The organism is Ensifer soli (genome assembly GCF_041928815.1).
Taxonomy (GTDB): domain Bacteria; phylum Pseudomonadota; class Alphaproteobacteria; order Rhizobiales; family Rhizobiaceae; genus JBHFEI01.
In genome coordinates, this window is record NZ_JBHFEI010000004.1 from 280,384 (window position 1) to 295,396 (window position 15,013).

Consider the following 15,013-nt stretch of genomic DNA (forward strand, 5'->3'; position numbering starts at 1 on the left):
GGATGGGTTCTGTCCTGGCGGCCGGGGGCGGGCCGCCGGCGAAGGTGTGCGCCGCGAAAATGAGCGAGCCCCCGACGAACTTCAAGGGCAAATCTTGCGGCCTTGCGCCTTTCCGGCCGATTCCGCCGCTCTTGACGCATCGCGCCGGGGGTGGGAAGGGAGTGCGCATTTGGAAGAAACGATCATGGCGCGTCCGCAGCGATGCGCAGGGATGAGGACGACCGCGATGGCCATCGCATTCACCTTTCCGGGACAGGGAAGCCAGTCTGTCGGCATGGGCCGCGAGCTTGCCGCCGCCTGTCCCGAAGCCGCAGCCGTTTTCCAGGAGGTCGACGAGGCGTTGGGCGAGGCGCTCTCCGAGACGATCTGGAACGGCCCCGAGGACCAGCTGACCCTGACGGCGAACGCGCAGCCGGCGCTGATGGCCGTCTCGATCGCGGTGCTGAGGGTGATGGAGGCGCGCGGCCTCGATCTCAAGGCCCATGTCGCCTTCGTCGCCGGCCATTCGCTCGGCGAATATTCGGCGCTCTGCGCCGCCGGGACTGTCTCGCTCTCCGACACGGCCCGGCTGCTGCGGATCCGAGGCAACGCCATGCAGGCGGCGGTGCCGGCCGGCGAGGGCGGCATGGCGGCGATCATCGGGCTCGAGGAGGCCGACGTCGAGGCGGCCTGCGCCGAGGTGCGCGACGCCGGCTTCTGCCAGATCGCCAACGACAATGGCGGCGGCCAGCTCGTCATTTCCGGCGCGAAGGCGGCGGTGGAGAAGGCGGCCGCGGCGGCCTCCGCGCGCGGCGCCAAGCGCGCGGTGATCCTGCCCGTTTCCGCCCCCTTCCATTCGGCGCTGATGGCGCCGGCGGCCGAGGTGATGCGCGAGGCCCTCTCCGGTGTCGCGATGGCCGAGCCGGCGGTGCCGCTCGTCGCCAACGTCACGGCCGCGCCCGTCACCGATGTCGCGGAGATCCGGCGCCTGCTGGTCGAGCAGGTCACCGGCCGCGTCCGCTGGCGCGAAACGGTGACGATGCTTGCCGGCGCGGGCGCGTCGACGCTCATCGAGGTCGGGTCCGGCAAGGTGCTGACCGGGCTTGCCAGGCGCATCGACAAGTCGGTGACGGGCGTCTCGATCCAGTCTTCCGCCGATATCGACGCCGCACTTTCGACCATCCTCGGCTGAACGGCCCCACGCAGAAAGGACATTGTCATGTTTGACCTGACCGGCCGCAAGGCCCTCGTCACCGGTGCTTCCGGCGGCATTGGCGAGGCGATCGCCCGCATCCTGCATGCCCAGGGCGCGACCGTCGGCCTGCACGGCACCCGCGTCGAGAAGCTCGAGACGCTCGCCGGCGACCTCGGCGAGCGCGTCCATCTCTTTCCGGCCGACCTGTCCGACCGCGCCGCCGTCAAGGCGCTCGGCGAAAAGGCAGAAGCCGACCTCGGCGGCGTCGACATCCTCGTCAACAATGCCGGCATCACCAAGGACGGCCTCTTCGTGCGCATGAGCGACGCGGACTGGGATGCCGTCATCGAGGTGAACCTCACCGCCGTCTTCCGTCTGACGCGCGAACTCACCCATCCGATGATGCGCCGCCGCTTCGGCCGCATCATCAACATCACCTCGGTGGTCGGCGTCACCGGCAATCCGGGCCAGGCGAACTACTGCGCCTCCAAGGCCGGCATGATCGGCTTCTCGAAGTCGCTCGCCCAGGAAATCGCCACCCGCAACGTAACGGTTAACTGCGTCGCGCCGGGCTTTATCGAAAGCGCCATGACCGGCAAGCTGAACGACAAGCAGAAGGAGGCGATCATGAGCGCCATCCCGATGAAACGCATGGGTGCGAGCGACGAAGTGGCCTCGGCGGTCGCCTATCTCGCCTCGAACGAGGCAGGCTACGTGACGGGCCAGACCCTGCACGTCAATGGCGGCATGGCAATGATCTAAAAGGCATTCCGCGGTCGCGGGCAGTCCTGTTGACCGAGCCGCGGCCGGCGATTTTCGCCCTTTGCGGCGACATTAAACCGTGTTAAGCGGGCCGTGGCTGCGCGCAGTCGGCCGGAGCAGGGGCGGTCTGCGGCAGCCATGCCGGACGGGTTCCCGCCGCGCTTCCGGTTGCATGGATTGCCCGCTGGACCTTGTTGGTCTATCAGGCGTTAACAATTGGATGTCTGCCGGATGGCAGCGCCACCAAACAGGGGTCGAGGAATCCGACATGAGCGATATCGCAGAACGCGTGAAGAAAATTGTCATTGATCATCTGGGCGTCGATGCCGAGAAGGTTACCGAGGGCGCAAGCTTCATCGATGATCTCGGCGCGGATTCGCTGGATACTGTCGAGCTCGTCATGGCGTTCGAGGAAGAATTCGGTGTCGAGATCCCCGACGATGCCGCCGATTCGATCCTGACGGTCGGCGATGCCGTCAAGTTCATCGAGAAGGCCCAGGCCTGATCATCTCCAAGCGCCGGGGTATTCCCGCCCCAGCTGCTCTTGAGACTTTCCCGACGATTGCGTCCCGCCTCGAGGCGTGACGCGCTGCGCTTGCCGACACGGCAGCGACAAGGATCCCGGCCGGATTTGAAGCCCTGACCAGGAGAGGCCGGGCAGGACGAGCGCGGACCGGCACGGCGGTTTCATGCCGGATTCCGTGACCGAAACGGAATGGAACACGGATTGATGAGACGCGTCGTAATCACCGGCCTGGGCATGGTCTCGCCGCTTGGATGTGGCACGGACGTGACGTGGAGCCGCCTTCTTGCCGGCGGCAATGCGGCGCGGCGCGTCAGCACGTTCGAGGTCGAGGATCTTCCGGCGAAGATCGCCTGTTCCATTCCGACCGGCGACGGCTCCGACGGCACCTTCAACGTCGACCAGTGGATGGAGCCGAAGGAACAGCGCAAGGTCGATCCCTTCATCATCTATGCGGTGGCCGCCGCCGACATGGCGCTCGCCGATGCCGACTGGCATCCGAAGAGCGATGCCGACCAGTGCGCGACCGGCGTGATGATCGGCTCCGGCATCGGCGGCCTCGAAGGCATCGTCGAGGGCGGATACACGCTGCGGGACAAGGGTCCGCGCCGCGTCTCGCCGTTCTTCATCCCCGGGCGCCTGATCAACCTTGCCTCCGGCCAGGTCTCCATCCGGCACAAGCTGCGCGGTCCCAACCATGCCGTCGTCACCGCCTGTTCGACCGGCGCGCATGCGATCGGCGATGCCAGCCGGCTGATCGCCTTCGGCGACGCGGACGTCATGGTCGCGGGCGGTGCCGAATCGCCGATCTGCCGCATCGCGCTGGCCGGTTTCGCTGCCTGCAAGGCGCTCTCCACCCAGCACAACGATGCGCCCGAAAAGGCCTCGCGCCCCTATGACAAGGACCGTGACGGTTTCGTCATGGGCGAGGGCGCCGGTGTCGTCGTGCTCGAGGAACTCGAGCACGCCAAGGCCCGCGGCGCGAAGATCTATGCCGAGGTCGTCGGCTACGGCCTCTCCGGCGATGCCTTCCACATCACCGCGCCGTCGGAGGACGGAGACGGTGCCTATCGCTGCATGCAGATGGCGCTGAAGCGCGCCGGGCTCGATGCCGGCGACATCGACTACATCAACGCCCACGGCACCTCGACCATGGCCGACACGATCGAGCTCGGCGCCGTCGAGCGCCTCGTCGGCAACCATGCGGCGCGCATTTCCATGTCCTCGACCAAGTCGGCGATCGGCCACCTGCTCGGCGCCGCCGGCGCGGTGGAGGCGATCTTCTGCATCCTGGCGATCCGGGACAACATCGTTCCGCCGACGCTGAACCTCGACGCTCCCTCCGTCGAGACCGCGATCGACCTCGTGCCCCATGTCGCCCGCCGGCGCGAGGTCAATGTCGCCGTGTCGAATTCCTTCGGCTTCGGCGGCACGAATGCCTCGCTGGTGATCCGCCGCTACGCCTGAGCGCCTCGGCGCGATCCTCGTTTTGCCGCATTGCTCGGCCAGAGGCAGGAGCCGCCGGCATGATCGCCGGAGGATCGCGCCGGAACGCCTGGCGATCACGGGTGTCTTTCGCGACGAAACGATGCCCGATGCCGAAAAGCGTTTCACAGTTTCCGCGATCCTGTTCTAAACATGTGCAGGCACGGGACGGACTGCCCCTTCGGCGGTCACTCCCTGAAAAGAAATAGGTCCCATGGCCTTCCGCCCGCGCCGACGCATGCGTCGCTGTCAGGCAGGCGGCAGCCAGGGGACACCGGACAAGCAGGATGATCGTGAGCGAACCCACCGACAGCGGCACGCCGCCCACCCGCAGCGAAACGACCAGCAAGGGCCCGATCATTCCGAAGTCGGCGAGCGAGGCGCTTCGTCCGGAGAAGGTGCCGGAACCGCGCAAGCGGTCGCGCAAGGCCCGCAGCCAGCTCGTCATTTTCCTGAATTTCGTCCTGAGCGCCATCGTCTTCGTCACGCTCGGCGTGGCGGGTGCGGTCTATTACGCGCTGAACAGCTTCGAGGCGCCCGGGCCACTCGAGGCGAACGCCAATTTCATCGTCCGCAACGGCGCCGGCATTTCCGAGATCGCCAGCGGGCTCGAACGCGCCAACATCATCTCCGACGGCCGCGTCTTCCGTTTCGTGTCGGAGGCCTATCTCGACAACGAGACGCTGAAGGCCGGCGAATACGAGATCAAGGCGGGCTCCTCGATGCAGGACATCATGCAACTGCTGAAGTCGGGCAAGTCGATCCTCTATTCGGTGTCGATGCCGGAAGGGTTGACGGTCAAGCAGATGTTCCAGCGCCTTGCCGCCGATCCGGTCCTTGAAGGCGATCTTCCCGCCGAGCTGCCGGCCGAGGGCACCCTGCGTCCCGACACCTACAAGTTCTCGCGCGGCACGAAGCGGGCCGAGATCGTCAGCCAGATGAAGAACGCACAGGCGGCGCTGGTCGAGCAGATCTGGAACCGGCGTGACGCCGACCTTCCGGTCAAGACTATCGAGGAATTCGTCACGCTCGCCTCGATCGTCGAGAAGGAGACCGGCCGTGCCGACGAGCGCTCGCGCGTCGCCTCCGTCTTCATCAACCGGCTGGAGCGCAACATGCGCCTCCAGTCCGACCCGACGATCATCTACGGCATCTTCGGCGGCGACGGAAAGCCCGCCGACCGGCCGATCTACCGCTCCGATCTCGACAAGCAGACGCCTTACAATACCTATCTGATCCGCGGCCTGCCGCCGACGCCGATCGCCAATCCCGGCCGCGCGGCACTGGAGGCGGTCGCCAACCCGTCGCGCACGGACGAGCTTTATTTCGTCGCCGACGGCACCGGCGGCCACGTCTTTGCGACCAGCCTCGACGAGCACAACGCCAACGTCCGCCGGTGGCGCAAGATCGAGGCCGATCGGGCGGTCGAGTCGGCGAAGCAGCCGGGCGACGACGCGACCTCGACGTCGCAGTGAAGACAGGCAGGGGCGGATGCGGTGCCGTGATGCCCGCGTCATGGCGGTCCCGGCCGGGAGTTTTGTCGCATTTCCTGTGACAAGTTGATCACCCGCCATGCGCCCTCCTCCTGTATTTGCCATAGTGTCCGAGGCCGAGGGGATCCCGCCTCGACGCCGGACGCGAAAGCCTGTCGCGATCTTTCGGATTGGCGCGTCGGCTTCAAGTCCTGGTTTTCAGGCGTGTCCTTTCGCAAAACCGCTGCGCATCTTTGCGCGGCACACGTGATCAGATGAAGGGGACGGGAATGCCATTGCAGTCGATGACCGGATTTGCCCGCCAGGAAGGAACGGCGGGCACGGCCCGTTTCGTCTGGGAACTGCGCTCCGTCAACGGCAAGGCGCTCGAACTGCGCTTCCGCCTGCCGCCCGGTCTCGACCATCTCGAGCACCCCGCCCGCGCCCTTGCCTCCGGGCGGCTGACGCGCGGCAATCTCCAGATCGGTCTCAGCCTTGCGGCGCGACAGGCGCCGGTGACGGCCGTCGTCAATCGCGACGCGCTTGCGGCGGTCATCGCCCTGCGGACCGAGCTCGGGGGCCTGATCGATCCCGCCCCGCTGCGCCTCGATACGCTGCTCTCCCTGCGCGGGGTCGTCGAGTTCCGCGAGGTGGACGAGGCAGACGAGGAGCGGGCGGCGCGCGACGCCGCGCTGCTGGATGCTCTCGCCCGGGCTTTCGATGCGCTGCGGACGATGCGGGAAGGCGAGGGCGAAGCGCTGCGGCAGGTGCTGGCGGGCCATCTCGACCGGATCGCGGCGCTGGTCGAAAGCGTCGAGGCCGATCCGTCGCGCAGCCAGGCCGCGATCGCCGCCCGGCTCGCCCAGCAGGTCTCGACGCTCGCCGACAGCGGGCTCGACCGCGATCGGCTGCATCTGGAGGCCGCGCTGCTCGCGGCGAAATCCGACCTGCGCGAGGAGATCGACCGACTGCGCGCCCATGTCGTCGCCGCGCGCGACCTGCTGGCGGAAGGCAGGCCGGTCGGTCGAAAGCTCGATTTCCTGGCACAGGAATTTAACCGGGAGTCGAATACGATCTGCTCGAAGTCGAATGCGGTGGCGGTGACGGCCGCCGGCATCGAGCTGAAGGTCGTCATCGACCAGTTCCGTGAACAGGTCCAGAATCTGGAGTAACGCATGATCCGGTCCGTCCGACCGTCCACCATCCCGATCAGCCGGCGCGGCCTGATGCTGGTCATCTCGTCGCCCTCCGGTGCGGGCAAGTCCACGATTGCACGACAGTTGCTCGCCGATGACAGTACGGGATTGTCGATCTCCGTCAGCGTGACGACGCGCAAGCGCCGGCCGAGCGAGATCGAGGGCGTCCATTATCATTTCATCAGCATCCGCGAATTCGAACGGCTGCGCGATTCGGACGCGCTGCTCGAATGGGCCGAGGTGCACGGCAATTTCTACGGCACGCCGCGCGAAGCCGCCGAACAGGCGATCGCCGACGGGCGCGACATGCTGTTCGACATCGACTGGCAGGGCGCGCAGCAGTTGCAGGAGAAGATGTCGGCCGATGTCGTGTCGATCTTCATCCTGCCGCCGACGATGGCGGAATTGCAGTCGCGGCTGAACCGCCGCGCCGAGGACACGCCCGAGGTGATCGCGACCCGGCTCGCCAATTCGCGCTCCGAGATCGAGCACTGGACCGAATATGATTATGTCGTGATCAACGAGGATCTCGACAGCGCCTTTTATTCCGTGCAGGCGATCGTCGAGGCCGAGCGGCTCCGGCGCGACCGGCGTCCGGGCCTCTTCACCTTCGTCAACACGCTCCTGTCGGAAAATCCGTTCGGGTAACGGGGAACCGGATTACAGCAGGTTGGCGAGCCGGCAGAATTCCCCGACCGTCAGCGTCTCGGCCCGGCGCTGCGGATCGATGCCGGCGCGGGCGAGAAGCGCCTCGCCGCCGAGCGGCTTCAGGCTCTGCCGCAGCATCTTGCGGCGCTGGCCAAAGGCGGCCTGGGTGACCTTTTCCAGCCGTTCGACCGCGCAGTCGATCGGCTCGGCCACCGGCTCCAGATGGACAACCGACGAGGTGACCTTCGGCGGCGGCGTGAAGGCCTGCGGCGGCACGTCGAAGGCGATGCGGGCACGGCTGCGCCAGCCGGCAAGCACGCCGAGCCGGCCGTAATGGTCGTCGCCGGCGCCGGCGATGATCCGGAGCGCCACCTCGCGCTGGAACATCAGCGTCATCGAGCGGTAGAAGGGCGGCCAGCGCGGCGGCGTCAGCCAGTTGACCAGAAGCTGCGTGCCGACATTGTAGGGCAGGTTGGCGATGATGTGCACCGGACCGTCGTCGACAAGCGTCGCGACGTCGATCTTCAGCGCGTCGCCCTCGATGACCTGCAGCCGGCCGGGATAATGGTCGGCAATCTCGGCGAGCGCCGGAAGGCAGCGCCGGTCGCGCTCGACCGCGATCACGCGCGACGCGCCGAGCGCGAGGATGGCGCGGGTCAGCCCTCCCGGTCCGGGGCCGATCTCGATCACGGTCGCGTCCTCGAGCGGGCCGGCCGTGCGCGCCACCTTCTGGGTCAGGTTGAGGTCGAGGATGAAGTTCTGTCCGAGCGCCTTCAGCGCGTCGAGGCCGTGGCGCGCGATGACCTCGCGCAGCGGCGGCAATCCGTCGAGCGCCGCCATGTCAGCCTCTCTGCCGCGCAGAGCCGTGCCGCGCCAGCTCCGCGCCGAGCGTCAGGGCGGCGAGCAGGCTGTCCGGCCGCGCGGTTCCGGTTCCGGCCAGGCTGAAGGCGGTGCCGTGATCCGGCGAGGTGCGGATGAAGGGAAGCCCCAGCGTGGCATTGACGCTGTCGTCGAAGCCGAGCGCCTTGGCGGGGATCAGCGCCTGGTCGTGATACATGCAGATCGCCACGTCATAGGTGGCGCGGGCGCGGTCGTGGAACATCGTGTCCGCCGGCAGCGGCCCGGCCGCATCGATGCCTTCGGCGCGCAGCCTTTCGACGACCGGGCGGATCACCGCGTCGTCCTCATGGCCGAGCGCGCCGTTCTCGCCGGCATGGGGATTGAGGCCGGCGACAGCGAGGCGCGGCGCGGCGATGCCGAAACGGTCGCGCAGGTCCGCGGCGGTGATCGTGCAGGTGCGGTAGACCAGGTCGGCGGTCAGAGCCCCGGCGACGGCGTGGAGCGGAATGTGGATCGTCACCGGAACGGCGCGAAGCTTCGGTCCCGCGAGCAGCATGACCGGCAGGACGGCGCGGCCCGTGTGGCGTTCGGCAAGGTCGGCAAGGAATTCCGTATGGCCGGGAAAGCGGAAGCCGGCATCGTAGAGCACGGCCTTCGAGATCGGACTGGTGACGACGGCCCCGACCGCGCCTTCGAAGGCGAGATCGACGGCGCTCTCGATCGACCCCGTGATCGCGCCGGCATTGGCGCTGTTCGGCATCCCCGCCACGACGGGAGCGGCGCAAAGGACCGGCAGGACGGGCAGGGCGGTGGCGAACACCGAGGCCGCATCGGACGCACTTGCTTCGCGCAGCGGTGCCGCGATGCCGAGATGCTGCGCCCGCTCGGACAGGCTGAGCGGATCGCCGACATAGAGGAAGGGCGGGGTGCCAAGGGCTGCGCGGTCCGCCCAGAGCGCCAGCGCCAGATCGGGGCCGATGCCGGCGGGGTCACCCATGGTCAGCGCCAGCGGGCGCTCCCAACTGTCGGATATGGACAAGACGACGGTTCCGGATCAGCGGTTGACGATCTGCGCGGCCTTGCGCAGTTCGTCAAGATAGCGCTGGCTGTTCGGATCCTCGCCCTGCTGCTGCTTGTTCAAGTCTTCGGCGCGGAAGACGATCTCGGCCGCGGCATCGTCGTTCACCTGCCGCTTCTTGCAGATCGCCAGATATTCGACGCCCTTGTCGGTGACGCGCGTGCCGGTGGTCGTGCCGTCGCCGGCCTTTTCGACCAGGGGCTTCCATTCGGCGGGCAGTTCCTGGGTCATGAAGCGGCCGAGGTTGCGGATCGAGACGTCGCGCATCGTCGCGGCAAATGCCTTGGCGCCGTCGCAGCCCGGATAATTCGCGCGCGAGGCATTGGCTTCCGCCTGCCGCTTGCCGGTGATCGCCTTGCGCTTTGCTTCCGGAATGACGAAGATCACCTGCTGCAGGAAATATTCGGTGGTTTCCGGCTTGCGGCCGCCATTCTCCTGCATGCGCCGCACGAGTTCGGCCGTCGACATCTTGCCGCCGCCGCCGAAACGTCCGTTGACGAGGCGCGGCCAGCTCATCTGCACGGCGACGAACTGCTTGAAATGGTCGATGCCGACGCCGGCGCCGCTCAGGACCTTCGACAGCTGCTCGACGCTCAGCTTGTTGCCGGCGGCAAAGCGCGCGACCGCCGCGTCGACGTCCGATGTGCTAACGGACTGGCCGAGCCGGGCGATCTCGCCCCTCTTCAGCACCTCGTCGATCAGCTGCTCGCGGGCGAGCTTCGGCAGGTTGCCCTTGGCCCGCTGCAGGCGCAGGAACGCGGTGCGCTTGGCGATGTCGCCCGAGGTGATCACGACATTGTTGACCACGACCGCGACCTGGCTGGCGGCACCGGCCGCCTGCGGCTGCGCCACCAGGCTCGCCGCCACGAAGATCAGCGGCATCGCCCGCAACATCGCCTTCATCACCGCCATTTCCGCTTTCCTCTTCTCGTCCGCTCCGGCACGCAACCACGCGCATGCTCTCCCGCGGCCGCCATCGCCGGCAGGAATGCATAAACCATGCGGCCAAACGATGACAAGCCCGCGCGGGACACGCGAACGCGATCGGGCGTGATCAGTTGAGGTCGTCGAAGCGGGTATCGCCGACGTCGATGTCGCCGAGCGTGCGGAAGCTCAGCCGCGCGCCGATCGACCAGTCATTGGCGATCGAGCCGTCGACGTCGCGCTCGCGCTTGTACACGATCGAGAACAGCGTGTCCTGGTCGTCATAGGTGAGGCCGATGCCGTTGCGGGTGACGTAGTCGCCGTTGAGGTCGTAGGTGACCGAGCCGAACACCGACCAGTAGTCGCGGAACTTCAGCGCCGCCGCCGTCTGGATCTCGTCCTGGTCGTAGGTCGCGCCGTAGAGCGGCTGCGCCTCGATGCGCGTATAGATCAGCGCCGACTGCACCCGCGTGCCCTCGTAGCCGATCATCGCATCGGCGCGGCGCAGGTCGAGATCCTTCTCGTCGAGCCGCGCCGAGAGGCTGGCATTGATGCCGGAGGGCGAATCGATGCCGACCATGCCGACATAGTCGGAACGGTCGGATTCGAGGCCCGAATCGGCACCGGCCTTGACCAGGTCGTCCGTGGCGAAGGAGTTCAGGCCGGAGAGATGGAAGGACTGGCCGACGATGCTGCGCAGCGCATAGCCATTGTCGAAGGTGCCGGTGTAGCGCAGGCCGACATTGGCACGCGTGCCGCCCTCGATCCGGTCATAGCCCGAGAACTTGTCGCGCTCGAAGAGGGACGTCGCGTCGAAGACGAAGCTCTGCGCGTCCTCGTTCGGCAGGCCGCCGGCGAGCTGTTCGTCCGGCCGTGCGTAGATCTGGCCGATCGGCTCCAGGATATGGGAGGCGTTCCCGGTGCTGATCTGGATCGGATAGCGGGCCTCGAGGCCGGCCGTCAGCATCCGGCGCGTCGCGGCGTCGTCCGTGTCGTAGGTTCCGCTGTAGCCGGCGCCCGGCTGGTCCATGCCGAGGCCGAGCAGGTCGCCGCGCGCCGCGACGAGCGGCGTCAGCGCCAGGCCGCCCGGAAGGATGAAGGTGCGCTTCCATTCCGCCTCGGCCGTCAGCCGGTGCGACGTCCCCTCGAGCCCGCGGAACCGGTCGACGCCGAGCACCGTGTAGCTGTCGAGCCGGCTGCGCTTGATGTTGGTCAGATTGATGTTGGCCGAAAGCTCGCCGCCGAGCACGGGCTTCGGCGCCACGTAGCTGTAGTCGAGCGTCTGGGCGATCGCCTGCCGGCTTTCGGCCAGCGTCTCGGGATCGGCGTCCTGGATGTCGAAATAGAAGGCGCGCATGTCGAAGGCATTGCGCCGGCCGAGGCCCGAGAGATAGGCCTGGTTGGTGTAGGTGGTGCCGTCGAAGGTCGAGAGGTCGTAGGTCTTGGCGAAGTTGTTGTCGCTCTGCACCAGCACGTCCCAGCCGAAGGTCCAGCGCGGATTGATCTCGAACGTGGCCTTGCTCGCGATCATGCCGCGATTGACCTCCTGCGAGTCGATCGTGTTGTCGGTGAAGACGCTGCGGTCGAGCTGGTGGATGCCGGCGACGCTCAAGACGTGCTCGCCGTTCTCGAAGCGCTGGCGGAACTCGCCCTCGAGCAGGAAGCCCTGCCGTGTCAGCGCCGTGCCTGTCACGGTCGCGTCCATCGTCGGCGAGATCGCCCAGTAATAGGGAATGCTGACGCCGGCGCCGAGCTTCTGGGTGTAGCGGAAGCGCGGCAGCAGGAAGCCGCTCTTGCGCTTGACCGTGTGGTCGGGGATCTCGAGATAGGGCAGGTAGACGATCGGGCGGCCGAACAGCTCGAACTGCGCCTTCTCCAGCCGCACCGTCTGCGTCTTGCCGTTCTGGATGACGCGCTGCGCCTTGATCTGCCAGAGCGAACGGTGGTTTGGATCGGTCCGGCAGGGGGTGCAGGCGGTGTAGACGGCGTTGTTGAGGATGATCTCGTCGCCGTTGCGCCGCTCGCCGCTTGCCGCGGCGAGCCGCGTCAGGTCGACGGTCTCGACGCGAAGCGCGTCGACGAAGCCGCTGCCGAAGTCGTCGGTCAGGTCCATGCGCTCGGCGAAGATGCGGTTGCCGCCCGGCTCGACCAGTTCGATCTCGCCGGTGGCGACCACGCGTCCGGACGACTGGTCGTATTCGACCTCGCGGGCGACCATCTGGTAGCCGCCGTAGCGGATCTGCACGTTGCCGCGCACGGTGACCTTGTCGGCATCCTGATTGTAGACGAGTTCGTTCGCCGACAGCAGCAGCTTGGCGTCCTCCGGCACGCTCGGCTGCAGGAGGTCGGCGGCACGCGACGCCGTCGGCGGCGCGGCATCGGCCGACTGCGCCCGGGCGGCCACCGCTGTGCCACAAAGGAACGCATGCGCGACACTGCCGGCGAGAAGGGCAGCGCGCGCCGTCGTTCGTGTCCTGCCGGCGCCTGCCGCCACTAACCGTCCTCCTGATGAAGCAGAATCGTCGATCCCAGCGCCATCGCTACAACAACTGGCAACCAGGCTGCAACGAACGGAGGCACAACACCGCTGCTACCGAACGCCTTCACGAGCGTCGTGACCACATAAAGCACGAAGCCTGCGAGGATTCCACCCAGAATCACCGAGCGCGACTGGCTGAACCGGCTGAATTTCAGGCTGACGCAAGCCGCGATCAGCGTCATGGCGACGAGCAGGACGGGCAGGGAGGCGAGCGAATGAAACTGCGTCTGCAGCGCGCGCGGCGAGATGCCGAGCGCGTTCGCCACCTCGATCTTTCGCGGAAGATCAAAAAAAGCAACGGCTTCCGGCCGCGACATGCTTTCGCTCATGAATTCCGGTTTCAGATTGGTACGGATGCGCACCTCGGGTATCGTTTTCGGACGTTCGCCGGGGCGCGTCTCCGCGACGTCGTTCAGCAACCAGTAACCATCTTCCAATTTTGCCGTGCGGGCGTCCTGGCGGTAGGCGATCCGGTTGTCCGGCGTCAGGTGGATGACGGTGAGGTCGTAGAGTTCCGTGCCGTCCTCGCTGACGTTGCGCGCGCCGAAGATCGTGTCCTCCTCGCCGTTGTTCTGGTGCAGCCAGGGCATGACGGACGGGGCGAGCGGATTGGCCTTCATCCGCCACACCGCCTCAAGGCTCAGCGCCCGGCTGGTGCCCCAGGCCGCGACCGGATTGAGCACGAAGGTGCCGGCAAGGCCGAACAGCAGGGCGCCGACGACCATCGGCGCCATGAACTGCCAAACCGAGATGCCGGCGGCCCTCGTCACGACCAGTTCATAGCGTCGGTTGAGGCTCATCAGCGTCGCCATGCCGGAAAAGAGCGCGATGAAGGGCAGGGTCTGCTGCAGGATGTTCGGCAGGCGCGCGGCGGTCATCAGCAGGCCGCCGGAGATCGTGTATTGCGGGAAGTTCGACATGCGGCCGGAGACTTCGCTGAAGTCGATGAAGAAGACCAGCGAGGCGACCCCGATGAGGAACCAGGAGGTGATGACGGCATAGCGGCGGAAGAAGTAGCGCCCGAGGGTCGTGAAGATCATCAGGGGCTCCCGGCGCTGCGGAAGGGCAGGCGCCCGGCGATCTGCTCGGACACCGACTGCACGACGCCGTTGATCCGGCTCGAGAAGCCGAACCGGCGCTCACGGCGAAGCAGGCAGGCACAGACGACGATCGTCACCAGCGGCACCGCGTACATCATGACGACGAAGGCGCCCGAAAGCCCGACACTGTTGGCGGCGTAGAAGCTCGCCCAGCGCGCGGCGAAGCTCGCGACCATGGCGGTGACCATCGGATGCACCCGCGCCTGGCGCTGCGACCGCGCCCGGCCGGCGACGACGAGCGCGATCATGCCGTAGGCGAGCGGAAAGCTCCATTCGATGAACCGGCTGTGCAGTTCCGCGCGGAATTCCGCCGGGTCCTTCTTGTAATAGGGATCCTCCGGATCCGGGTTGATGAGGAAGGCGAGGTCGCGGTCGTTGGCCGAAAGCTTCGCCTGGCCTTTCTGTTCGCTGAGGTCGGAGAGGTCGAAGGCGTAGCTGTCGAAGCGGATGATCGAGACGTTGCCGTTGGCGACCTTCCGGTGCACCTCGCCGTCCTGCATGATCAGCGAGGTGCCGCTCTCGTCGATGGCGCCGCGGCGCGAATAGTAGATCATCTCGACGGCCGGATCGCGCGTGTCGGCGACGAACAGGCCCTCGAGCGAGCGGCCCTTGCCGCGCGTCGTCACCTGCACGTAGACGCCGTCCTGCAGCTTGCGGAAGCTCTTCTCGTCGACCATCGAGGACAGGAGGTCGGCATAGGCGCTGGCGATCATCTGGCGCACCTCGCGGCGCACCTGCGGCTCGACGAAATTGTCGACGCCGAAGGAAAAGACGGAGAGCGCCAGCGACAGGGCAACGATCGGCCGGATCAGGATCGACCGCGAGGCGCCGGCCGCATCCACCACGGTCAGCTCCGAATCATTGTTCATCGTCGAGAGCGTCTGGGTGATGCCGATGACGAGGGCGAAGGGCAGCACGATCGGCAGGATCGTCGGCAGGATCAGCGTCGCCAGCGTCATGAACGAGCCGATCGACTGGCCGGTGTCGGTGACGAGATTGATGCGGACCAGAACCTGCGTCGTCCAGACGATGCCGAGCACCGGCAGGAGCGCGGTCAGGAACATCTGGAAGACGCGCTTCAGGATATAGGCTTCGAGAATCTTCATTATGGCCTGTGTCCGGTCACCATGGCGGGGTCCCCGTCCGCCGTCTCTTCGTCCCTATCCCAATCTGCATCGTCTAGCCGTTTGGAGAAATCGTGGCAATCGTGAAATGCGGCGGTCCCTCACTTTCTTGCCTCCCTGTCGCGCCTGCCGGATCGGTGTGCGGCAA

General features: G+C 66.8%; 13 protein-coding genes. 7 read left to right on the forward strand and 6 right to left on the reverse strand.

All coding sequences use genetic code 11. The features are described from left to right. Positions 1-226: 226 nt before the first annotated feature. The 7 genes from fabD (at position 227) to gmk (ending at position 7,260) form a co-directional block, all read left to right on the forward strand. A complete protein-coding gene (gene fabD / locus ACEVQ6_RS08475; protein ID WP_374888500.1) occupies positions 227-1,171 on the forward strand; it encodes an ACP S-malonyltransferase in 945 nt (314 codons plus the stop codon). A 27-nt stretch (positions 1,172-1,198) separates the two neighbouring features. Further along, positions 1,199-1,936, forward strand: a complete 738-nt coding sequence (gene fabG, locus ACEVQ6_RS08480; RefSeq protein WP_374888501.1) for a 3-oxoacyl-[acyl-carrier-protein] reductase — start codon at positions 1,199-1,201, stop codon at positions 1,934-1,936. Between the two features lie 268 nt (positions 1,937-2,204). Continuing rightward, complete coding sequence (locus ACEVQ6_RS08485; protein WP_062468856.1) at positions 2,205-2,441, forward strand: acyl carrier protein; 237 nt, start codon at positions 2,205-2,207, stop codon at positions 2,439-2,441. 225 nt (positions 2,442-2,666) lie between these two features. After that, positions 2,667-3,926 carry a beta-ketoacyl-ACP synthase II gene (gene fabF, locus ACEVQ6_RS08490; protein ID WP_374888502.1) on the forward strand — a complete coding sequence of 420 codons (1,260 nt, stop codon included), beginning with the start codon at positions 2,667-2,669 and terminating at the stop codon, positions 3,924-3,926. A 305-nt stretch (positions 3,927-4,231) separates the two neighbouring features. Further along, positions 4,232-5,419 (forward strand): endolytic transglycosylase MltG, encoded by a 1,188-nt coding sequence (gene mltG, locus ACEVQ6_RS08495; RefSeq protein WP_374888503.1) that lies wholly within the window; start codon positions 4,232-4,234, stop codon positions 5,417-5,419. Between the two features lie 287 nt (positions 5,420-5,706). Then, positions 5,707-6,588, forward strand: a complete 882-nt coding sequence (locus ACEVQ6_RS08500; RefSeq protein ID WP_374888504.1) for a YicC/YloC family endoribonuclease — start codon at positions 5,707-5,709, stop codon at positions 6,586-6,588. Between the two features lie 3 nt (positions 6,589-6,591). Then, the gene (gmk, locus tag ACEVQ6_RS08505; RefSeq protein ID WP_374888505.1) at positions 6,592-7,260 is read left to right on the forward strand and encodes a guanylate kinase; all 669 of its coding nucleotides are present in this window, start codon (positions 6,592-6,594) and stop codon (positions 7,258-7,260) included. Between the two features lie 12 nt (positions 7,261-7,272). Here gmk and rsmA read toward each other — a convergent pair whose 3' ends face one another. The 6 genes from rsmA to ACEVQ6_RS08535 all read right to left on the reverse strand — a co-directional run bounded on the left by rsmA (position 7,273) and on the right by ACEVQ6_RS08535 (position 14,847). After that, a complete protein-coding gene (gene rsmA / locus ACEVQ6_RS08510) occupies positions 7,273-8,100 on the reverse strand; it encodes a 16S rRNA (adenine(1518)-N(6)/adenine(1519)-N(6))-dimethyltransferase RsmA (protein WP_374888506.1) in 828 nt (275 codons plus the stop codon). A 1-nt stretch (position 8,101) separates the two neighbouring features. After that, the gene (gene pdxA / locus ACEVQ6_RS08515) at positions 8,102-9,133 is read right to left on the reverse strand and encodes a 4-hydroxythreonine-4-phosphate dehydrogenase PdxA (protein WP_374888587.1); all 1,032 of its coding nucleotides are present in this window, start codon (positions 9,131-9,133) and stop codon (positions 8,102-8,104) included. 21 nt (positions 9,134-9,154) lie between these two features. Further along, the gene (locus ACEVQ6_RS08520) at positions 9,155-10,060 is read right to left on the reverse strand and encodes a SurA N-terminal domain-containing protein (RefSeq protein ID WP_374888588.1); all 906 of its coding nucleotides are present in this window, start codon (positions 10,058-10,060) and stop codon (positions 9,155-9,157) included. A 172-nt stretch (positions 10,061-10,232) separates the two neighbouring features. Continuing rightward, a complete protein-coding gene (locus ACEVQ6_RS08525) occupies positions 10,233-12,596 on the reverse strand; it encodes an LPS-assembly protein LptD (protein ID WP_374888507.1) in 2,364 nt (787 codons plus the stop codon). Further along, positions 12,596-13,681: an LPS export ABC transporter permease LptG gene (gene lptG / locus ACEVQ6_RS08530; RefSeq protein ID WP_374888508.1), complete on the reverse strand. Its 1,086-nt coding sequence runs from the start codon at positions 13,679-13,681 to the stop codon at positions 12,596-12,598. The genes ACEVQ6_RS08525 and lptG overlap by 1 nt, the downstream gene beginning before the upstream one ends. Next, the gene (locus ACEVQ6_RS08535) at positions 13,681-14,847 is read right to left on the reverse strand and encodes an LptF/LptG family permease (RefSeq protein WP_374888509.1); all 1,167 of its coding nucleotides are present in this window, start codon (positions 14,845-14,847) and stop codon (positions 13,681-13,683) included. Before ACEVQ6_RS08535 ends, lptG begins: the two co-directional genes overlap by 1 nt. Positions 14,848-15,013: the final 166 nt, after the last annotated feature.